This window comes from Dongia soli (genome assembly GCF_034044715.1).
GTDB lineage: Bacteria > Pseudomonadota > Alphaproteobacteria > Dongiales > Dongiaceae > Dongia_B > Dongia_B soli.
On the sequence record NZ_JAXCLW010000002.1, the window covers coordinates 954,505 to 974,962 of the forward strand.

18 protein-coding genes are annotated in these 20,458 nt (G+C 61.2%); 5 read left to right on the forward strand and 13 right to left on the reverse strand.

The window, feature by feature from the left end; translation table 11 throughout:
* Window positions 1-153: 153 nt before the first annotated feature.
* The 6 genes from SMD27_RS10925 to SMD27_RS10950 all read right to left on the reverse strand — a co-directional run bounded on the left by SMD27_RS10925 (window position 154) and on the right by SMD27_RS10950 (window position 8,301).
* Entirely contained in the window at window positions 154-1,065 is a 912-nt protein-coding gene (locus SMD27_RS10925) for an OmpA family protein (protein WP_320508396.1), read from the reverse strand.
* 272 nt (window positions 1,066-1,337) lie between these two features.
* Window positions 1,338-1,808 carry a hypothetical protein gene (locus tag SMD27_RS10930; RefSeq protein WP_320508397.1) on the reverse strand — a complete coding sequence of 157 codons (471 nt, stop codon included), beginning with the start codon at window positions 1,806-1,808 and terminating at the stop codon, window positions 1,338-1,340.
* 12 nt (window positions 1,809-1,820) lie between these two features.
* Complete coding sequence (locus SMD27_RS10935) at window positions 1,821-3,875, reverse strand: protein kinase family protein (RefSeq protein ID WP_320508398.1); 2,055 nt, start codon at window positions 3,873-3,875, stop codon at window positions 1,821-1,823.
* Window positions 3,876-4,068: 193 nt separating this feature from the next.
* Entirely contained in the window at window positions 4,069-5,619 is a 1,551-nt protein-coding gene (locus tag SMD27_RS10940; RefSeq protein WP_320508399.1) for a purine-cytosine permease family protein, read from the reverse strand.
* 192 nt (window positions 5,620-5,811) lie between these two features.
* A complete protein-coding gene (locus SMD27_RS10945) occupies window positions 5,812-7,104 on the reverse strand; it encodes an adenylosuccinate synthase (protein WP_320508400.1) in 1,293 nt (430 codons plus the stop codon).
* Between the two features lie 48 nt (window positions 7,105-7,152).
* The gene (locus SMD27_RS10950; protein WP_320508401.1) at window positions 7,153-8,301 is read right to left on the reverse strand and encodes an ATP phosphoribosyltransferase regulatory subunit; all 1,149 of its coding nucleotides are present in this window, start codon (window positions 8,299-8,301) and stop codon (window positions 7,153-7,155) included.
* Window positions 8,302-8,591: 290 nt separating this feature from the next.
* Between SMD27_RS10950 and SMD27_RS10955 the strand changes: the two genes are divergently transcribed.
* A complete protein-coding gene (locus tag SMD27_RS10955) occupies window positions 8,592-8,978 on the forward strand; it encodes a GFA family protein (RefSeq protein WP_320508402.1) in 387 nt (128 codons plus the stop codon).
* Window positions 8,979-8,989: 11 nt separating this feature from the next.
* On the opposite strand, the gene SMD27_RS10960 is transcribed toward SMD27_RS10955, so the two are convergent.
* From SMD27_RS10960 to SMD27_RS10970, 3 genes are all read right to left on the reverse strand, one after another.
* Window positions 8,990-10,018 carry an HAD family hydrolase gene (locus SMD27_RS10960; RefSeq protein ID WP_320508403.1) on the reverse strand — a complete coding sequence of 343 codons (1,029 nt, stop codon included), beginning with the start codon at window positions 10,016-10,018 and terminating at the stop codon, window positions 8,990-8,992.
* 107 nt (window positions 10,019-10,125) lie between these two features.
* A complete protein-coding gene (locus SMD27_RS10965; protein ID WP_320508404.1) occupies window positions 10,126-10,932 on the reverse strand; it encodes a PhzF family phenazine biosynthesis protein in 807 nt (268 codons plus the stop codon).
* A 19-nt stretch (window positions 10,933-10,951) separates the two neighbouring features.
* Window positions 10,952-11,185, reverse strand: a complete 234-nt coding sequence (locus SMD27_RS10970) for a DUF1127 domain-containing protein (RefSeq protein ID WP_320508405.1) — start codon at window positions 11,183-11,185, stop codon at window positions 10,952-10,954.
* Between the two features lie 95 nt (window positions 11,186-11,280).
* Here SMD27_RS10970 and ehuR point away from each other — a divergent pair, with 95 nt between their 5' ends.
* From ehuR to SMD27_RS10985, 3 genes are all read left to right on the forward strand, one after another.
* Window positions 11,281-12,678: a MocR-like ectoine utilization transcription factor EhuR gene (ehuR, locus tag SMD27_RS10975; protein ID WP_320508406.1), complete on the forward strand. Its 1,398-nt coding sequence runs from the start codon at window positions 11,281-11,283 to the stop codon at window positions 12,676-12,678.
* 73 nt (window positions 12,679-12,751) lie between these two features.
* Window positions 12,752-13,492: an AzlC family ABC transporter permease gene (locus SMD27_RS10980; RefSeq protein ID WP_320508407.1), complete on the forward strand. Its 741-nt coding sequence runs from the start codon at window positions 12,752-12,754 to the stop codon at window positions 13,490-13,492.
* Window positions 13,485-13,817, forward strand: a complete 333-nt coding sequence (locus SMD27_RS10985) for an AzlD domain-containing protein (RefSeq protein ID WP_320508408.1) — start codon at window positions 13,485-13,487, stop codon at window positions 13,815-13,817. Before SMD27_RS10980 ends, SMD27_RS10985 begins: the two co-directional genes overlap by 8 nt.
* Window positions 13,818-13,824: 7 nt before the next feature.
* On the opposite strand, the gene SMD27_RS10990 is transcribed toward SMD27_RS10985, so the two are convergent.
* Window positions 13,825-14,676 carry a LysR family transcriptional regulator gene (locus SMD27_RS10990; protein ID WP_320508409.1) on the reverse strand — a complete coding sequence of 284 codons (852 nt, stop codon included), beginning with the start codon at window positions 14,674-14,676 and terminating at the stop codon, window positions 13,825-13,827.
* A gap of 116 nt (window positions 14,677-14,792) precedes the next feature.
* On the opposite strand from SMD27_RS10990, the gene SMD27_RS10995 reads away from it, so the two are divergent.
* A complete protein-coding gene (locus SMD27_RS10995) occupies window positions 14,793-15,797 on the forward strand; it encodes a zinc-dependent alcohol dehydrogenase family protein (RefSeq protein ID WP_320508410.1) in 1,005 nt (334 codons plus the stop codon).
* Window positions 15,798-15,880: 83 nt separating this feature from the next.
* Here SMD27_RS10995 and glmM read toward each other — a convergent pair whose 3' ends face one another.
* From glmM to ftsH, 3 genes are all read right to left on the reverse strand, one after another.
* Window positions 15,881-17,233, reverse strand: a complete 1,353-nt coding sequence (glmM, locus tag SMD27_RS11000) for a phosphoglucosamine mutase (protein ID WP_320508411.1) — start codon at window positions 17,231-17,233, stop codon at window positions 15,881-15,883.
* A 52-nt stretch (window positions 17,234-17,285) separates the two neighbouring features.
* Complete coding sequence (gene folP, locus SMD27_RS11005) at window positions 17,286-18,326, reverse strand: dihydropteroate synthase (RefSeq protein WP_320508412.1); 1,041 nt, start codon at window positions 18,324-18,326, stop codon at window positions 17,286-17,288.
* 188 nt (window positions 18,327-18,514) lie between these two features.
* On the reverse strand, window positions 18,515-20,431 hold the full coding sequence (ftsH, locus tag SMD27_RS11010) for an ATP-dependent zinc metalloprotease FtsH (RefSeq protein WP_320508413.1): 1,917 nt from the start codon (window positions 20,429-20,431) through the stop codon (window positions 18,515-18,517).
* Window positions 20,432-20,458 lie beyond the last annotated feature (27 nt).

The following is a 20,458-nucleotide window of genomic DNA, read 5'->3' on the forward strand; positions in this document are numbered from 1 at the left end:
AAAAGCCCGGCTTGTTAGCCGGGCTTTTTGCTATCGGACGCACGGTCCCTTCGAAGGCGAGGACGGAGGGAAAGGAGAACCTGATGCGACGACGATCAACTCAGGCCGCACCGTCATCCTTGTTGTCCCTTCCGCCGATCGGCAACGTGTCGACTAGAAGTGGAAGACGGCGCCGACTGTCGTGTTGATGATGCCGTGATCCGCACTCTGGTTGAATGGCATGTCGTATGCCACCTTGAAATTGAACATGCCCGCAGTGATACCAATCTCAGGCCCGGCGATGCCGGCATCGTCGATACCGGAGCCATAAAGATAGCCGACATTGCCACCGATATAGGGCGCAACCGGCAAGTCCATGTTCAATAGGTCGCCGAAATAGAAGTCCGGTCCGAAAACTGAACGCCCGCCAAAGCCGTTATTGTCGGTCTCAAAATTATAGAAGACAGCTTGCTCGACACCGACGGTCATCCAATTAATCACCTTGTAATCGAGCCCGAAATTGACGCCGGCCATTTGGCTGTGTTCGTCTTTCGAATCCCTGAAGTTGTAGCCGTAAAAACCTCCGGCGCTGGCCATCCAACGCTTTTCTTCCGGTGGCGGCGGTGGCGGTGGCGGTGCTGCCGCGACCGGTTGCTCGGGGGCCGGCGCGGGTGGCGGCGGCGGCGGCGCTACGATATTGATCTCAGTCCGCCGGTTTTGCGCTTCTCGGACGCCGGGACCGGTCTGGACGGCAAGGTCGCTTTCACCAACTCCGGATTCCGAAATGGCCGATGCCGGAACGCCCAGCCGGACCAGCTCATCGGTGACCACCTTCGCGCGGCGTTCGGAAAGTCGCTGGTTCAAAGATGCCGTTCCGGATGTGTCGGTATGCCCCACGACCGTGATATTGGCCGAACCGGTACGATCATATTCCTGCTTTGCGGAGGCAATGGTTGCATGTGCCTCCGAATTGAGAGTCGCTTTTCCCAGCGGGAACAGCACGACATATTTTTTGCCGTCTTGAGCCAAGGCCGGTGTACTTCCAATCAGGAAGCCGATGGCCAACAGCAATAGCTGTCGCTTCATGACATTCTCCCCTGATGTTGGTTTTTATCGCGTCCTAAGGTCTGCAGGCAGATCACCCACGCGGCGGCGCGTTTAAACCGCCGCTATTCTGGTGAGCAGGATAAACCTCTCGTCACCGTGACACAATTGGGCTTTGCGCCTTCCGTGTCATTTACCCGTGATGAGCGGCTTTTTGTGCCTTTCAGAGCGCGTTGGCTTCCCGGGAGAGGCCTCGCCGATGGTTCCTTCCATTGTCGGTTTCGCTCCGCCCCCGCTCTTTCCTTCGGACCGTCTCACGTCTCAGCCGGCACCTCATCGCTCGCGCCGGTGACTTGCTGGCCCCAATCCTGGACCAGCTTTTCCTGTTCGCGTCGGAGCGTATAGAGGCGGATGCGCGCTTCGGCCGCCGCGATATGGCGGATGATGAAAGGCATGCCGAGGAAAAGCATCCAGCCACAGGCCGCACCGCTCAACGAAGCCAGCCATCCATAGCTGTTGCCGAGAACGATGCGGATATCCCCCAGCCCCTGACCAAGTGTCCAGAGCTGATGTAGGAAATAAAGCGAGCCCACCAGGTTGAGACCGCCGACGGTGACGGTGAGATAGCGCCGCCTGGAGCCGTCGACCACGAAGGCAACCAGGGTCGGGATCATGCCGACGGTCAAGACCGCGGTGGTCGGCAGGAAAACCAGCGCGAGCGGCACCAACAGGATGAGCAGAATTTTCGGACGGAGGCTAAATTGAGTCTGTTCCATGGCTGCCATTACGGCCTCCTCCTATAGCACCATCAACATGGCGAAAATCGCCAACCCGACGCTGGCGGCGAAAGCGGATGTCACCGCCGCGGTACGATGGGCGATGAGCCGCACGCGATCCGGCTCCGTTAAACCGCCATCCTCGATCCAGTCGATCTCCTTCAGCTTACTGCGATAGGCATGCTTCGCCGCGGTGAAGCCGATCTCGTCGCCGCGGCGGAGCGGTCCCTCCGGATCGAACAGCACCAGCATGGCGCCAAAATCGCAAGCATTGACATGACGGTCCAACTGCTTCTGCAAATGCTCGCGGGTGCCAACCAGATGGAAACTGGCGATGACCGGCTGCAGCAATTCCTTCATCGCCTGCGCCAGGTAAGGCAGCTTGGTGTTGGGATGAACGCCCTGCACGATGGCCAGCAGGTTGAGGATGGCAATCGCCTGGGTGGCATCCGTGGTCGCATTGTTGAGCGCCGCCATCTCGCGGTCGATCGAGCGCTTGAGGCCGGCGGCGATGAAAGCCGCAATATGCCGGTCCATCGGCTTGGTCCCGTTTTCGAGACCGGGCAGAGCGGCGTCCAGGGCCGGCAGCAGATCGCGCAGATGCGTCACATAGAAATCGCCGATCAGCGCGCTACGGCACGGCATATTGGAATCGAGCTCATAAAGCGCGCGCTCGATGCCGTAGCCATAGCCGGCCCTGTCGAGATACTTCTCAGCTTCGTCCAGTGGCTTCAGCGCTTGGATCTGTTCCGGCCGTAAGCTGGCCTGTTCCTGAATCCAGGCTTGAGGCAGTTTGGCGCGCATCATTTCGGCAAACTGGTTTAACAGATCCCGCTTGTCGAGGATTTCCGCCAACAGCGTTGGCATGCCGGTCAGGCAGACACGGATATCGCGATAGCAGATCGGCACCGGCTGACCAAGGAAGACGACGAGCCGGCCCACCAGCCGGTCGCGCATCGTGGCATTGGGGCCATAGCCTTGCGCCATGGCCCGGATCTTGGTCAGCGCTTCATTGATCTTCTCGTCATTGAAGCTGCGCCGCATCCAGTTTTCAAAATCCGGCTTTTCGACCAGCGTCGTCGCCTCGCTCCAATTCCAGGCCATGGCATGGCCGATCGACGGTCTATTGAAATGATCGATACCGGCGAAATTGATCGGCCGGGTGGCGCGCTGCGGCAGATATGGCAGCACCGGATTGAAATGCTGGCCGTCAAGCCAGGATTCCAGCGTGCGCAGGTTCCAGCGTTCCGTCACCTTGTCGTTGAGCAGGCCGCGCAAGGCTTCAGTCAAGGAGGGGGGCAGCTTCTCGCGTCCGGCGAGTGCAGCGAAGGAGCCGTAATTAATCTTGGCGAGGATGATCTGCTCATCGCTCATTCCGGCCAGTGGATTGCGGCCGAGATAGAACATTATACAGAGTACGCCAAGCGCATAGAGATCGTCCGACTGGCTGCCGGTCGGGCGGCCATAGGGATGAGCGCTGCCGCTTTCGATGGTTTCGAAAATCGCTGGCTGCGCATAGCCGGGCGGCATGCTGAAACACTCACCCAGCATGACAGCACCGGAATCGCCGAGCTGATAGAACAGATTGTCCGGCCTGATCGCCCGATGGGTTAAGCTGGATACCGACAGATCGCGCAAGGCTCTTACGATCGGCTGCAGCAACTGCTTGGTGATCTGGCTCTCGGTCCATTGCGGCAAGGCGGTGTTGAGGCCACCATTGCTTGTCATCGGGATGACACGTTCGCCGGTGGGCGGGCGAAAGACCAAAGCCGGCCGCCGGCCCCAGACGGCTTCGCCATCTTCTTCGCCATCGCCGCTCGCGCTGAGGCGCCAATCGACGATACCGGTGCTGACGGGCCAGAGCACAGTGAGCGGATTCATCGTCTGGGTCGCGAACTGGAACGCACGGCAGGGCAAATGACCCGGTGCGATTAGCGCGAAAAGCTGCTTGCCCGCTTCCTGATGGTCGCGCACGGCAAAGGCCATCGCGCCCGGCGAATCCAGGTGCGGCAAGGGCTCGTCCGGTAGAATTTCATATCGCCCGGCCAGCAGGATGGAATCGGTGTTGTCTGCCATGATTTGCTACCCATGGCATTTCACCGGGAAACCGTTAACCGGGGCTTAAGCGAAGGGAAGAATTCCCCCTTCCCGCCGCACATATCTGTGAATAAGCACCTAAAGGAGGTGAGAACAAGAGGAATTGCCGGAGCAATTCCTCTCGTGATCTGAATCCACAGCGATTCTATGTACTGGCGAACGATCGAGTTGACTATGAGCGGACGGTATCTATCACCCCACGGCCTGAGACCGTATCAGCGCGATCTGCCGGCAGGATCATTCGATCGGGTACCCTCTGCGTCTTCCGAGCCCACGCATAATACAGAACCGACGTTACGATCAGGCTGACGATCCAGGAGATATCAGCATCGCCGAGCATGCGGGATAGGACGCCTTGGTACATCGCCTGGTTGACGAACGGTATCTGCACCAGAATGCCTAGGATATAACAGCCAAGGGTGCCCCAATTATAGGCGCCGTAGCGGCCATTGGGATTGTATAGAGCCGGAATGTCGACCTGCTCCTTCGAAATCAGGTAGTAATCGACAAGGTTGATCGCGCTCCATGGCACGAAAACGGCGAGCAGCAGCAACACAAAGTTCTTGAAGTTCTGCAAGAAGTCGGCGCTGGCAAAAAGTGCCACGACGACAGATACCGCGACAAAGCCCACAATATAGGTGATGCGAGCGGCTTGCGAAATCCGCCTCTCGTTGCTGAAGGAGCTGACTGTCGTCAACATGGTCATGAAGCCGCCATATGCATTCAGGCAGTTGATGGTCAACTTGCCCATGACAATAACGAAGTAGACAACGATCGCCACGCTGGCGCCGGCGAGCTCGCCCATGAAGCCCACTTGATTTTTCAGGAAGCCCGCGCCGACCGCGGCCACCAGAACACCGAACGTCATCGCCAATTGCGCGCCGATGGCGCTACCGAGCAGACTGTTCCAGAAGGTGGCGGCATTGCTCGTATTCGACGGCAGATAGCGGGAATAATCTGCCACATATGGGGCGAAGGTCATCTGCCAACCGGCCGAGAGCGAGATCGTCAAAAGGAGGGAAGCGAGCGAAAAGGGCTTCTGACCGAATACCTGTGGGATCTCATAATGACCGAAGAGCCGGATCGCGAGATAGCCGAAACCGAGGATGCTGACGATCGTGGCGATGCGGCCGAGGATGTGAATGAGGCGGTAGCCGACAATCGCGACCACGGCTGTCAGCATACCAAAAGCCATGATGCCGAATTCGGGATTCGCGACGCCGAACATTAAATTGATCGCCTGTCCCGAAAGAACTGTGCCGGTGGCGGCAAATCCGAGATACATGAGAACGACGAGGACCAGAGGTAGCGTTGCCCCCTTTACGCCGAACTGGGCTCGGCTAGAAATCATCTGCGGCAGGCCCAGCCGAGGGCCCTGTGCGGCATGGAGCGCCATGATTGCGCCACCAAGGATATTGCCGATCAGCAGGCCGATGATGGCCGTCAACGCTTCGGAGCCGAAGACGACGGCCAGTGCGCCGTCCACGACCGCTGTAATCTGCAAATTGGCGCCGAACCAAAGTGTAAACTGATTGGATGGAGAGCCGTGCCGCTCCGCCTCCGAAATCATTTCGATCGTGCGGTATTCAACGATCGAGTCACTGGAACCTTCAGACATGGCTCTCCCCCAAAATTTGTTCAAAGTCCCAAATGTATATACATGTGAATACAAGCCCAGCAACGCGAAATTTCGGTATCGCGGCTGCGTTCCAACCTCGGCCAAGCTGCACCCGCCAGGATACGCGAAGGGGATTATCCGGCGCCAAAATGGCCACATAGTCGCGGAGTGCGACACCCGGCTTCAAGCTCAGGCGCAAAGTCGGCCGGCACGGATTTGGTGGGACGTGGCCTAGATCTCTATCGAGCGCAAGTTTCGGCTCCAGACGCGAAGCTGCCAGGTTGTTCTTGGTCAGCGCTAATCCGCGAAGGGATCCGTCACGAGAATGGTGTCGTCCCGCTCGGGACTCGTGGATAACAGGGCGACGGGCGCTTCGATCAGCTCCTCGATGCGGCGGATATACTTGATTGCAGTCGCCGGCAACTGCGCCCAAGAGCGCGCGCCGAAGGTTGATTCCGACCAGCCTTCGACGGTTTCATAGACGGGCTCAGCCTTCGCCTGAAGATGGCTGCCGGCCGGCAGATGGTCGTAGACCTTGCCATCAATGTGATAACCGGTGCAGATCTTCAGCTCCTTCAGTCCGTCGAGCACGTCGAGCTTGGTCAAGGCGATGCCGTGAATGCCGGAGACCTTGATTGACTGGCGCACAAGCGCCGCATCGAACCAGCCGCAGCGCCGCTTGCGTCCGGTGACGACGCCGAATTCCTTGCCGCGCTGGCCGAGCAACTCGCCGATCTCATCGGTGAGCTCGCTGGGGAATGGTCCGCTGCCGACCCGCGTCGTATAGGCCTTGGTGATGCCCAGCACATAGCCGATCGCGCTAAGCCCGAGGCCCGAACCCGATGCCGCCTGCCCCGCCACCGTGTTCGACGAGGTGACATAGGGATAGGTGCCGTGATCGACATCGAGCATGATGCCCTGGGCGCCTTCGAATAGAATGCGGTCGCCACGCTTGCGCGAGGCATCCAGGCGCTGCCAGACCGATTGCATGAAGGGCGTGATCTTTGGTGCGATCTCACGCAGCTTGGCGATCAGCTCGGCGCCGTCGACTTCAGCCGCGGACATGCCGCGCAGCAGCGCATTGTGATGCAGCAGCAGATTCTCGACCTTGGCCGGCAGGCTGTCGAGATCGGCAAGATCGCAGACACGAATGGCGCGACGCGCCACCTTGTCTTCATAGGCCGGGCCGATGCCGCGCCCGGTGGTGCCGATCTTGGCGGTGCCGCGCGCTTCCTCGCGCAAAACGTCAAGCTGGCTGTGCAGCGGCAGGATCAGCGCGGCATTCTCGGCGATCGCCAGATTGTCCGGTGTGATGACGACGCCCTGCTTGCGCAGCTTTTCGATCTCCTGCAGCAGATGCCAGGGATCGACCACGACGCCATTGCCGATGATGCCGAGCTTGCCCGGACGCACGACACCCGATGGCAGCAGGCTGAGCTTATAGGTATTCTCACCGATCACCAGTGTATGGCCGGCATTGTGACCGCCTTGGAAACGCACCACCACATCGGCGCGTTCCGACAGCCAGTCGACAATCTTGCCCTTACCCTCATCGCCCCATTGCGATCCGATGACAGCTACATTCGCCATGATGATCCTCACTCAAGTCGCGATGACAGTCGCGCCGATCCTCGCGGATCAGAGCGCCTGCACCTCGCGTCCGTTCCACAAATGCTGACAGCCCAGGCGTTTCGCTTCCGCCGCCGGGTCGACGGCGGCAAGGCCCAGGTCCTGAATCGTCACCCAGCCATCGGCGCGTAAGGAAGCAGCCTGTTGCGGGGTTGTGCCGCGCGGCAGGAAAATGCGGCGCGGCGCGGCCGGTACCGGCAAAGCTGCCAGCACCGTGTTGAGATAAAGCGTGAAGCCGGTCGCCTCTTCGCCTGCCTGATTGATGTAGCGGCCGCCGCGCCCGAATTCGCCGCTGACCCGCCGGCCGAGCAGGGAGAAAGTGATGCCGGTGTGATATTCGAAACCGCGATGATCGGTCGGGTCGATGGTCAGCGGCAGATCGGGTGCTGCGCTGAGGATGAGATCGACCACTTCGTTGAGGCGCTGGCGCTGGGCCGCGGCAGGCGCCGGCAGATCGAGGGCATTCAATTTTGCCAGAGCCTGTTTCGCTGGACCGACCGCGCGCAGCAGGCCTTCCAGCAAGATCGCTGAATCGCCGGAGAGCTTGCGCACCGCCGCGACATCCTTGCGGTCGAGCGCGCCGATCAGCAAAGCCTGTTCCTGCACGCCCCGCTCCTTCACGCCATGGGCGGCAAGGATCGAGGGCGTCAGGGTCGGCAAGTTAAGATCGACGGCGAGATACGGGACCCCGGCCTGGCGCAAGGCATCGACCGCCAGAAGCACGGCCTCGGCATCGGCTTCGGCGCTGGGGGCCCCGACCAGTTCCGTACCCGCCTGGCCGAGCTGCCGTTCCGGACGCATCTGCTCGCCCCGCACCCGCAGCACTTGGCCGGCATAGGAGAGACGCAGCGGCCGCGGGCTGTTCTTCAACCGGCTGGCAGCGATGCGGGCGACCTGCGGCGTGATATCGGCGCGCAGCCCCATCATGCGCTGGGAAACCGGATCCATCAGGCGGAAAGTATGCGCCGACATGGCTGCACCGGGGCCCGAGAGGAGGCTGTCCTCAAATTCGATCAGCGGCGGCTTGACGCGCTCATAACCCCAGGCCGCGAAGACCGCCATCAGGCGTTCCACCATGACCGCTTCGAAGGCGGCATCGGGCGGCAGGCCATCGGCCAGCCCGGCGGGCAAGAGATAATTCTGGCTGTCGGTTGACATCGCTATCGGGCGCTCAATCGGATCGCTATGATTCTGCGCCCAAGCCGTAAGCGGCGTTGAGTGCAAAGCCTAATAGCGAATTCGCCGCCCCACGGCAAGCATCGAGTGACGCCCCTGCCCAATAAGCCGCAGGGATTGCAACCTCCTGGCGCGAAAGGATCTTTCCGGAAGCAACTTATCTGTACAGGATCAGATAAGTGGGCGAGCTGTTGGGCGGCAAGGCTCGCCTGGGTCTTGAGATCGGCGCATTGACCCACAATTGCCGCTATGTCGCATCATGGGAGCCTAGCATGAGTGAGCAACAATTCGAGGGTGGATGTCTTTGCGGCCATATCCGCTTCCGGGCAACCGGTGAGCCGCTCAGGCCTCACACCTGTTCTTGCACCATGTGCCAGCAGCATTCGGGTGCGCCGACACTCTGTTGGGTGATCTTTCCCAGAGACGCGGTCGAGTGGATTGGCGAAGGCGGCATGCCGGCGCTCTACCGATCATCCGATTTTTCCAGCCGCGCTTTCTGCCCCCGTTGCGGCAGCAATCTGGGCGCGATCGATGATGCGCCGACGATCGGCTTAGTCAGCGGCAGCTTCGATGAGAAGGACCAGTTGGCGCTGCGTCCCCTGACGCATTCCTTTGACACGTCGCGTCCCAGCTGGTGGTCCATTGATATCGTGTCCTAGATCGGCTGGCGTCAATCCCGGAAAACCTTGGCCCAATCGCGGCGCATATCGACAATCACCCAATGGCGCGCCGGCGCGGTGGCCAAAGCCTGTTCAAGCCGGCCGCGGAACGCCTTCCGGTCATAGGCATATTCCCGCTCGGCGTCCGTATGATGCAGGAGCAGGCCGAGTGTCGGCCTGGATTGCATGGTCGCCCATTCCAGCATCGCGATGTCGCGGTCGGAATTCCCGAAAGCGAGAATTGGGCGGCGGCCGATCACCTTGTGGATGGCGATAGGCTTGCTGTCGCCGTCATTGATGAAGTCCACCGCGCGCTGGCGCATCAGCACGGGCTCACCGTTCCTGATCTCATAGAGCAGCTTGCTGCTGCTGCCGATCACCTGTTCAGGCGGAATGCCATAAGCCTGCTCCACCCAGCTCCGCATGAAATCGGTGCCGCCGGATGCGACGATATAGGTACTGAAGCCGTTGCTCCGCAGATAGATCAGCAATTCCAGCATCGGCTGATAGACCAGGCGCGTGTAAGGGCGGCCAAAACGCGGATGACGCGCGCGGGTGAGCCAGTCGCGGACCATCGCGTCGAAATCATCCGTGCTCATGCCCGAATGCGTGACCGTCATCAATTGCAGGATGGCCTTATCGCCACCAGCCGCCACGGCTTCGATATCGCCGGCCAAAGCCGATTTAAACGGCTCCGTATCACGCCAGAGCGGATGCGCGGGCGCCATCGCTCGGAGGCGATCCAGCGTGAAAGCGAATTGCGTGGAGACCGGCATCTCCGGACAGAGGGTGCCGTCATTGTCGAAGACAGCGACACGTTCTGCCGGCATCAGGTAATCGGCACCGGGCGTGGTGACGCGTTCAACGAAGTGAATGATCGCCGCCTTTGCTTCCCCGTCCCGCCAGGAGGGGAGCGGATCATCCGCCTGGGCGATCCGAGCGGCAATCCCCAGAACGAACAGCAGCAGAGACCATAGTGCCACGCGCGGCCAGGACCGGGCAGGAGAAAAGACGGCGCCATATTCCCGATAACGTGCCAATGCCCTTCACTCCTCTAGAGAAGCCAGGCATGTCCATTCAGGCTAGCTACCGAATTTCCACATATTTTCGAGGTAAAGTCGAGATCGTCCGTGACGGCGGGGACAGGTCAAACCGTCATCGTACCAGTCAGGACACAGACGCTGTAACCCGACATGCGGACGCGCTCACCGGCCAGTTCGATCCAAAGATCGCCGCCCCGAGGCGAGACCTGCTTGGCATGGAAGCGCGTCTTGCCCAAGACCCCGGCCCAATAAGGCGCCAGCAGGCAATGTGCCGAGCCGGTGACCGGATCTTCCGGTATGCCGTGATTGGGCGCAAAGAAACGCGAGACGAAATCAACATTGTCGCCCCGCGCGGTGACAATCACGTCCTTTTCCAGATTGGCGAGCGCCATGAAATCGGGCTTCAGCTTTCGGATGACCGTCGCGCTCTCGAAGACCGCGAGGTAAGCCATATAGCTATCGTTGTTGTGTACCTCGACCGGCCGATGGTCAAAGCAACCCGCGATGGCATCGCGCCGATCATTGGCGGGCAGCACCGGCAGGACGGGAAAATCGAGCTGCAGCTTATCGCCGTCTTGCGTCACCGTGAGCTTGCCGGAGCGGCTGTCGAATTCGACGCGCTCCCGCCCCGGCTGGAGCAAACGCGTGATCACATGCGCCGTCGCCAAAGTGGCATGGCCGCAAAGATCGACCTCGTGGGTCGGCGTAAACCAGCGGATATGAAACTGGTCGCCCTTCGGAATGAAGAAGGCCGTCTCCGCCAGATTGTTCTCCGCGGCGATGCGTTGCATCAGCTCATCCGGCAGCCAGTCGGTCAACGGCATGACGGCTGCCGGATTGCCGGCAAAGGCCCGATCAGTGAAGGCATCAATCTGGTAAAGCGGCACTCGCATCATAGATTCGGGCATCATTGTCTCCAAAGATCGGGGGTCAGATCCGCCAGAACGGCTTGGTGGCTTCCTGTTCCACATCGACCCGGCTGAGCCCAATGTCCTGCAGCAAGCGGTTATCGAGCGAGGCGAGATGACGCCGCTGGCGGGCCCGGGCCTGCCATGCGGACATGACATCAAGCAGACGGATCAGGCTAAAGCGGGCAGTCAAGCGGGACCGGGACAGACCGAAAGTATTCAGGGAGCCCGGTCCAATGTCATGGGTATTCTTCATTGGGCTTCTCCGAATTGTATCTATTGTATCCATTTATTGTGGTGAAATTGATCCTCTCATTGACACAATTCGAAAGCAATATTTATATTGTCCCTATGACAATTTGGGCTCCCGATATCTCGCAATATGACGGTCCGCGCTATCTGGCGATTGCGGATGCCCTGACCGCCGATATCCGCGCCCGCCGTCTCGCACCCGGCGACCGGCTTCCAACGCATCGTGATCTTGCGTACCGACTGGGCGTCACCGTTGGTACCGTAACCCGGGCCTATAACGAGGCCGAACGGCGCGGCCTGATTGGCGGTGAAGTCGGGCGCGGCACCTATGTGCGAGGCGATCTGGCGCGGCGCCTGCCCGAGCCATTCCAGGCAGCCGAAACTGCGCCGCAGGATCTGATCGATCTCAGCATCAATTTCCCGACGCCCATGTCCGGCGATGAATTGCTGGCAGAAAGTCTGCGCGCGATTGCCGAGCGCAGCGGCATCGCCCGCTTGATGGATTACCATCCCCATGCTGGCCTTGCTCATCATCGCGAAGCCGGTGCGCAATGGCTCGCCAATTTCGGTTATCACACCACAGCGGACCGTATCATCGTCACTTCCGGTGGGCAGCATGCGATGACGGCAGTGATCGGCGCCCTCACCCAGCCCGGCGATATCGTGGTGACCGAGGCCCTCACCTATCCGGGCATGCGGCGCCTTGCCGATTTCCTGCGCCTTCGGCTGCATGGCCTGCCGTTGGACGACCACGGCATCGATCCCGATGCGCTGGACGCCGCCTGCCGCAACCTGGCGCCAAAGGCGCTTTATTGCGTCACCAACATTCACAACCCGCTCGGCTATACGGTGCCGGAATCGCGCCGCCGCGAAATCGCCGAGGTTTGCCGCCGTCATGGCGTGAAGATCGTCGAGGACGATCTCTACGGCTTCCTGCTGGATGAGCAGCCGGCGCCGCTGGTCAGCTTCGCGCCGGAACTCGGCCATTACGTCAACAGCGTCTCGAAATCGCTTTGCCCCGGTTTGCGCGTCGGCTATCTGGCGATCCCGCCCGAAGGCCAGGATGCCTTCGCGCAGGTGGTGCGATCGACCACCTGGATGGCGACTCCACTGACCGCCGAGATCGCCACCAACTGGATCGAGAACGGAACCGGCTTGCGTCTGGTGCATCAGCATAAAGCGGAAGCCATCGCCCGGCAGCAATTGGTGCAGGATATTCTCGGCAGTTGGGAACTCCGCGCCAATCGCGCCGGCTATCATGTTTGGCTCGGCCTGCCGGATCCCTGGACCCCGGACAACTTTGCGCTGGAAGCCCGTTTGCGCAATGTCGCCGTGTCACCGGCCGGCACCTTCTCGCTGACACGCAACAGTCTCTCGGGCGTCAGGCTCTGCCTCTGCGCGCCGGTTCAAAAGGAGACGCTGCGGCGGGGCCTCGAAACACTCGCCGCCCTGCTCCGCCAACGGCCGGCCAGTCGCGCGGGGATGGGAGTCGTTTAAAAGAACCTCGGCGATTGTGCCAAACCGGCGCAAGTCCGGTTCACATCGCCGCTGCCACCTTGGGGGATAATTCATGACGGCAACCAGGACGGCCCTCCCCGCAATGTCGCGCCGCGATGAGATCTGGCACGGCTTGCGCGACACCTTTCCGATGATGGTCGGCGCCCTGCCCTTCGGCGTGATCTTCGGCACGCTCGCCACGGCGCAAGGTTTGAGCCCGATGCAGGTGATGAGCATGTCGCTCTTCGTCTTTTCCGGCTCGGCGCAGTTCATCGCCGTCGGCCTAGTCGCAAGCTCGGCGCTCTGGGTGATCTGGGCGGCCACTTTCATCATCAATCTGCGCCACCTGCTTTATGCCGCAAATCTGGTAAGCCATGTGCGGCACCTGCCGCAATATTGGCGCTTTCCCCTGGCTGCCATGCTGACGGATGAAACTTTCGCCGTGATGGAGCTGCGCTATCGCCAGCGCGGCAGCGCCGGCCAGGCGCACTGGTACTATCTCGCCTCCTGCATCGGCATGTGGCTCAACTGGAATTTCTGGACACTGGTGGGTCTCGTCCTCGGCCAGGGCTTCCCCGATCTCAAGAGCCTCGGCCTGGAATTCGCCATGGTCGCGACCTTCATCGGCATCGTCATTCCGGGGCTGAAGACGAAGCCGCTTTGGGCGGCGGCGATCACAGCGGGGCTGATCGCCACGCTGTTGCATCACCTGCCCTATCAAAGCGGCTTGATGCTGGGCGCGCTTGCCGGTGTCGGCACGGGCCTCATTCTCGATCTCCGACGTAAGCAAGTGAAGGAGACGGCCTATGAGTGAAACCTCGCTCTCGCTCCTGATCCTCGGCATGGCGCTGATCAATCTGGCGATCCGCTACCCGGTCTTTCTGCTGGCCGACCGCTTCCGCTTTCCGGCGCTGATCGAACGCGCGCTGGCTTTTGTCCCTGCGGCGGTGCTGACCGCGATCATCGTGCCCGCTGTCATCTTCCCGCATGGTGCGGAAGCCGAGCTGGACTGGTACAATCCATATTTGCTGGCGGCGATGCTCGCAGCGGCGATCAGCTATTTCACCCGCAACCTGCTGGCCACCATCGTGCTCGGCATGGCGGCCTTCCTGCTGCTGCGCTGGTGGCTAGGCGTGTAACGGCAATTCAACCGGAGAGACGCTCCACCGTGAGATCCAGCAAGGCGCGCAAGCGCGCCAGGCGCCGAAGGTCGCGATGATAGCCAACCCAGGTATCGCGACCGGGCGGCACCTCGCCCAGATCGATCCGAACCAGTCCAGCAGTTGCATCGCCAAGCGGCCGCGGCAGCACGGCAAAGCCCGCACCGGCGGCGCAGGCGCGTGCCTGCACCTCGCGATTGTTGCTGCGGAAGGCGATCCGCGCCTCGGGCAGTAGGCGTTGCAGCCATACGACATCCGGCAGATCGCCAAAGGCGGTGTCCATCGTCACCAACCGGCAATCGCGGCCGTCGCCAAGCGTCGGCGGCACCATATCGGCTCGGCCGTAGAGACTGTAATCGATATGCAGCAATTTGCGCTGCACGACTTCCGGTTCCTCAAAGGGCCGGATGCGAAAAACCAGATCGGCCTCGCGACGGGCAAGACTGAACATCCGTGAATCAGTCACCAACTCCACCGTGACGCCCGGATGGATGGCGGTGAAGGCGGCGAAAATGGGGGTCAGTACATAGACGCCGAACCAATCGGAAGCCGAAACCCGCAACATGCCGTCCAGTTGTCCCGCGCCACCCGCGAGGCGGCGTTCGAAGGCGATGGCCTCCTCTTCCATCCGCTCCGCATGAGCGAGTACCGTGGCCCCTTCATCGGTCAGGACGAAGCCATTGCTGGTCCGCTGGAACAGCGTCTGACCAACTGCCTCTTCAAGTACACGCAGCCGACGCCCCATGGTGGGCTGCGTCTGTCCCAGATATCGCGCGGCAGCCCCCAGCGTGCCCAGCCGGGCGATTGCGAGGAATATCTTGAGATCGCTCCATTCCATTGCCACGCCCATACAATATTGAATGCTCGAAATTCATTCTATTTACTCGCCATATGAAAATGCATAGACAAGATTGGTCATGTCAACCCCGGCCAGAGCCCTAGATCGGAGAGAACATGACCAAGAGAGACACCATGCAGGCAGCCGTCCTGGAGCAGTTCAACGCGCCGCTGAGCCTCCGCCAATTACCGAAGCCGGTCCCGCACGCCGGACAGGTCCTGGTCCGCATCCTGGCGAGCGGTGTCAATCCGCTGGATGTCAAAATTCGCGCAGGCGCAGCGGCGCATGCCAAGGTACAGACGCCAGCCATCCTCGGGCTCGATCTCGCCGGCGTGGTGGAAGCCGTGGGCGCCGGCGTCGATCGCTTCAAGCGGGGCGACGAGGTCTATGGCATGACTGGCGGCGTCGGCGGTGTGCAGGGTTCACTGGCCGAATATGCCGCCGTCGATGCGGATCTGCTGGCGATCAGGCCCGCCAATCTTACAGCTCGCGAAGCGGCCGCCCTGCCTCTCATCTTCATTACCGCCTGGGAAGGTCTGGTCGATCGCGCCCAGGTCCAGCGCGGCCGGAAGGTGCTCATCCAAGGCGGTGCCGGCGGTGTTGGCCACCTCGCGATCCAGATTGCCAAGGCGCGCGGTGCAAGCGTCTTTGCCACCGTGTCGGCAAGCCAGAGCCAAGTCGTCGAATCGTTCGGCGCCGCGGCCATCGACTGCGTCGCCATGTCGGTCGAAGATTATGTGGCGCGATATGCCGATGGCGAAGGCTTCGACATCGTCTATGACACCGTGGGGGGCGCCGTGCTGGATGCCTCATTTGAAGCGGTGCGTCCCTATGAGGGGCGCGTCGTGAGTTGCCTGGGCTGGGGCACGCACGCCCTGGCCCCGCTCTCGTTCCGCGGCGCCACCTACGCCGGCGTCTTCACCTTGCGGCCATTGCTGACCGGCCGACATCGCCGGCATCATGGCGAGATTCTGCAGGAAGCGACCAAACTCGCCGAGAAAGGCCTCTTGCGTCCCATCCTGGATGCACGGCACTTCACGCTCAATAGCCTCGCCGCTGCCTATGAATCGATCGAGACCCACAGCAATACAGGCAAGATCGTAATCGATATCGGCGGTTAGCGGATGGATAAGGGCCTTGCCGGCAGTTACATCGGCAAGGCCCCTCTGAAAGTTAGGCGTTTCGAAGGAAGCGCCGCAAAGCCTCAGGCTTTCGCCGCCTCCACAGCTTTCACGATATCGCCGACCACGGCAGCAACGAGCGTCTCGTCCTCGCCTTCGGCCATGACGCGGATCAAGGGCTCGGTACCAGACTTGCGGATCAGCACGCGGCCGCAGCCATTCAACCGTGCCTCGCCCTCGGCAATAGCCTGCTGAACGCTGGCCATCTCCAAAGGCTGCTGGCCGGTGGTGAAGCGCACATTCTTCAGCAATTGCGGCAGCGGCGTGAACAGTCGCCCGGCTTCGCTGGCGGGCTTCTCCGCCGCGACCAGCACGGAGAGAACCTGCAAGGCGGCCAGCAACCCGTCGCCGGTCGTTGCATGATCGCTGAGGATGATATGGCCGGATTGCTCGCCGCCGACATTGTGTCCGCGGCGGCGCATCTCTTCCAACACATAACGATCGCCGACCGGCGTGCGTGTCAGGGCGATGCCGAGGCCGGTAAGGAAACGCTCGAGGCCGAGATTTGACATCACGGTCGCGCAGATGCCGCCGCCGCTCAGACGACCGGCCCGATGCCAGGAGCAGGCAATCAGCGCCATGAGCTGATCGCCGTCTAGCAATTGCCCCTTCTCATCCGCAATCATCACCCGGTCGGCATCGCCGTCGAGCGCGATGCCGAGATCGGCGCCGTGATCCAGCACGGCCTGCTGCATCTGCTTGGTATGCACGGCACCGCAATTGTCGTTGATATTCGTGCCGTTCGGCTCACAGGCGATTTCGATCACCTCGGCGCCCAATTCCCACAGCACGGTGGGCGCGACTTTATAGGCGGCGCCATGGGCGCAGTCGATGACGACCTTCAACCCATCCAGGCTCTGGCCCTTGGGGAAGCTCGCCTTGACGAACTCCATGTAACGTCCCGGCGCGTCATCGATCCGCCGCGCACGGCCAAGCTGCGCCGAGGGTGCGAGATTGGCGGAGAGATCGCCGCTTTCCATGCGCTGCTCGATCTCGCTTTCGATCTCATCGGACAGCTTATAGCCATCGGGACCGAACAGCTTGATGCCGTTATCGGCGAAAGGATTATGCGAGGCCGAGATCATCACGCCGAGATCGGCGCGCATCGAACGCGTCAGGCTGGCAACCGCCGGTGTCGGCATCGGCCCAAGCAGCAGCACATCCATCCCCATGGAGAGGAAGCCCGAGGTCAATGCCGTTTCCAGCATGTAACCCGAGAGGCGCGTATCCTTGCCGATGATGACGCGGTGACGATGATCGCCGCGGGTGAAATGAGCGCCGGCAGCAAGCGCCAGCTTGAGGGCAGTCATGGCGGTGATCGGCTCGGCATTTGCCAGGCCGCGAACGCCGTCGGTTCCAAACAGTTTTCGTGTCATCGTATGTCCTGCAATGAGAGAACTGCCGGTCCCTGCTTCCAGATATTAAACATCAAGCCGAGACCGCCTGCCATATCACAATCGCCTGATAGGTTTCCGCCACATCATGTACGCGCAGGATCTGAACCCCGCGGGCAATGCCGGCCAATCCTGCCGCAAGCGAGCCGGCGACACGCTGCTTGGGCGGTTCCTTACGACTGAAGCGACCGACGAAACTCTTGCGCGACACACCCAGGGTGATGGCGCAGCCGAAAGCATGAAAAGCGGCCAATTCTGCCATCAGCCGCATATTGTGCTGGTCATTCTTGCCGAAGCCGATGCCAGGATCGAGTGACACTTTGCTGGCATCGATACCGAGCTGCCGCAACGCCTTAAGGCGCGCGGCGAAGTAGTCCAGCAGGTCCAAGGTGACGTCAGCATAATGCGGATCGCGCTGCATGGTCTGCGGCTCGCCCTGCATATGCATCAGCACAAGATCGGCGCCGGCTTTGGCCGCCACCATCTGGCTGTCGGGATCGCCGGTCAAAGCCGTCACGTCATTGATGATCCGTGCACCCGCTGCAACCGCCGCCTCCATCACGGCGGCATGCCGGGTATCGATGGAAATCACCGCACCTTTTTCCGCCAGTGTGCGAATGACCGGAACGACACGCGCGATCTCGTCCTGCGGCGAGACCGGCTCGGAACCGGGCCGTGTCGATTCGCCGCCGACATCGAGGATATCCGCACCGGCTTCCAGCAACTGTTCGCCGAAGCGAATGGCGGTCGCGGCATCGGCATTGTCGCCGCCATCGGAGAAACTGTCCGGCGTCACATTGATGATGCCCATGATCAGCGGCCGAGCGAGATCGAAACCGGCCCAAGGCCGCCGCGGCGCCGATAGCGCGGCCAACTGCGAGGCAGCCTTTTCTTTGGCCGCCCGCAGCGACATCGCCTGGCGGCGCCCGGTGCCATCTTCGGCGCGGGAAAGCTGGGTTAGCGTGGTGAAAGCGATCTGCTCGCCGGCCAATGGACAAGCGTCTCCGGCAGCGACCGCACGTGCCGCAGCCTCGCCGCTCACCAACCCGGTCGGAATAAGATGAAATGGGGCCAAAGACCGCTCCGCAACCTACCGCTTACAAGGCGGTTGCCCGTTCCATCTCAGTCATCGGGATGAGCACGGGCAATGCCGACCTTGTCCCTCATAATGCGCAAATCGGAAAAGCGAAAGCCCCGCCGAAGCGGGGCTTTGCATGGTCACGGATTTATTCCAGCCATATCCCAGGCCGGTACAAGCGCGGATCACGCGCCCGGCTGGGGCTTCGGTTCGAACCCGCCGCTCGGCTTGCCGACGGTCGAACCGCTGCTGGGGATCGAGGAGCGCGGCCGGCTGGAGCTGGTATCCTTGCCGTCGTTGCGGCGGATATCATCGCCATTCAGCAGCGTCCTCACCTCATCGCCGCTCAGCGTCTCATATTCCACCAGAGCCTTGGCGACCCGGTGCAATGCATCGATGTTGCGTGCCAGAATTTCGCGGCAACGCGTCTCGCCAACTTCCACCAGGCGACGGATTTCCTCGTCGATCATCCGGGCGGTCTCTTCCGAGATGTTCTTGCGTTGGGTGACGGAGTGGCCGAGGAACACCTCTTCCTCATTCTCCGAATAACGCAGCGGCCCCAGCTTCTCGCTCATGCCGAATTCAGTGACCATGCGCCGTGCCATATTGGTGGCTTGGCGGATGTCATCGGCGGCACCGGTGTTGAGATGCTGTTGGCCATAGATGAGCTGTTCGGCAATCCGGCCGCCGAAGCACATGGCGATGCGGCTTTCCATCCAGGTCTTGGAATAAGAATGCCGATCCTTTTCCGGCAGCGGCATGGTGACGCCAAGTGCGCGGCCCCGCGGGATGATCGTCACCTTATGCAGCGGGTCGAATTCCGGCACTTCCAGATTGACGATGGCATGACCGGCCTCGTGATAGGCGGTCGCCAGCTTTTCGTCATCCGACATCATCATGGAGCGGCGCTCGGCGCCCATGATGACCTTGTCCTTGGCCTGCTCGAAATCGAGCATGGTCACCACCCGCTTCCCTTGGCGGGCGGCCAGTAGAGCAGCCTCATTCACCAGGTTGGCGAGATCGGCGCCAGAGAAGCCGGGCGTACCGCGGGCGATCGTGCGGGCATCCACGTCCGGCGCCAGCGGCACCTTGCGCATATGCACCTTGAGAATGTGCTCGCGGCCATTGATGTCCGGATTCGGCACGGTGATCTGGCGATCGAAGCGACCCGGCCGCAACAGCGCGGGGTCGAGCACGTCCGGGCGGTTGGTCGCGGCAATGAGGATGACGCCCTCATTAGCCTCAAAACCATCCATCTCGACCAGCAACTGGTTCAATGTCTGCTCGCGCTCGTCATTGCCGCCGCCGAGACCGGCGCCGCGGTGACGGCCGACTGCATCGATTTCGTCGATGAAGATGATGCACGGCGCGTTCTTCTTGCCCTGTTCGAACATGTCGCGGACACGGCTGGCGCCGACGCCAACAAACATTTCAACGAAGTCGGAGCCGGAAATCGTGAAGAACGGCACGTTGGCTTCGCCGGCGATGGCGCGGGCGAGCAGCGTCTTACCGGTACCCGGAGGGCCAACCAGCAAGCAGCCTTTGGGGATCTTGCCACCCAGGCGCTGGAACTTCTGCGGATCGCGCAAGAATTCGACGATTTCTTCTAGTTCGGTCTTGGCTTCTTCAATGCCGGCAACGTCATCGAAAGTGACGCGGCCCTGACGTTCTGTCAGCAAACGGGCGCGGGATTTGCCAAAGCCCATGGCCTTGCCGCCATTCGACTGCATCTGCCGCATGAAGAAGATCCAGACGCCGACCAGGAACAGGATCGGCCCCCATTGGGCCAGCAGATACAGGAAGGTGTTGCCCTCTTCGGCCGGCGCTGCCTTGATCGCCACGCCCTTGCTGCGCAGGGTATCGACCAGTTTGGGATCCTGCGGCGCGTAGGTGGAGAAGTCACGGCCGCCTTCGAGATGGCCGGTGATATCTTGACCACGAATGGTGACATCCTTGACCTGACCGTCATTGACAGCCGTCAGGAAGGACGAATAGTCCATGGCTTGCTGATCGCGACTGGAATTGTACTGGAACATCTGGAACAGAACCGCCAGCAGCACCAGAATGGCAACCCAGATCAACAGGTTTTTGCCGATATTCACGTCCCGTTCCTCGTCCCTTTCTGCGGC

Coding starts and splice junctions, on each gene's coding strand:
- SMD27_RS10970 (WP_320508405.1), bottom strand. CDS start 11,185: ATGAAGAATACCCATGACATTGGACCGGGCTCCCTGAATACTTTCGGT.
- SMD27_RS10995 (WP_320508410.1), top strand. CDS start 14,793: ATGACCAAGAGAGACACCATGCAGGCAGCCGTCCTGGAGCAGTTCAAC.
- glmM (WP_320508411.1), bottom strand. CDS start 17,233: ATGACACGAAAACTGTTTGGAACCGACGGCGTTCGCGGCCTGGCAAAT.
- SMD27_RS10955 (WP_320508402.1), top strand. CDS start 8,592: ATGAGTGAGCAACAATTCGAGGGTGGATGTCTTTGCGGCCATATCCGC.
- SMD27_RS10990 (WP_320508409.1), bottom strand. CDS start 14,676: ATGGAATGGAGCGATCTCAAGATATTCCTCGCAATCGCCCGGCTGGGC.
- SMD27_RS10950 (WP_320508401.1), bottom strand. CDS start 8,301: ATGTCAACCGACAGCCAGAATTATCTCTTGCCCGCCGGGCTGGCCGAT.
- SMD27_RS10985 (WP_320508408.1), top strand. CDS start 13,485: ATGAGTGAAACCTCGCTCTCGCTCCTGATCCTCGGCATGGCGCTGATC.
- SMD27_RS10935 (WP_320508398.1), bottom strand. CDS start 3,875: ATGGCAGACAACACCGATTCCATCCTGCTGGCCGGGCGATATGAAATT.
- SMD27_RS10965 (WP_320508404.1), bottom strand. CDS start 10,932: ATGATGCCCGAATCTATGATGCGAGTGCCGCTTTACCAGATTGATGCC.
- SMD27_RS10945 (WP_320508400.1), bottom strand. CDS start 7,104: ATGGCGAATGTAGCTGTCATCGGATCGCAATGGGGCGATGAGGGTAAG.
- SMD27_RS10980 (WP_320508407.1), top strand. CDS start 12,752: ATGACGGCAACCAGGACGGCCCTCCCCGCAATGTCGCGCCGCGATGAG.
- SMD27_RS10925 (WP_320508396.1), bottom strand. CDS start 1,065: ATGAAGCGACAGCTATTGCTGTTGGCCATCGGCTTCCTGATTGGAAGT.
- ehuR (WP_320508406.1), top strand. CDS start 11,281: ATGACAATTTGGGCTCCCGATATCTCGCAATATGACGGTCCGCGCTAT.
- SMD27_RS10930 (WP_320508397.1), bottom strand. CDS start 1,808: ATGGCAGCCATGGAACAGACTCAATTTAGCCTCCGTCCGAAAATTCTG.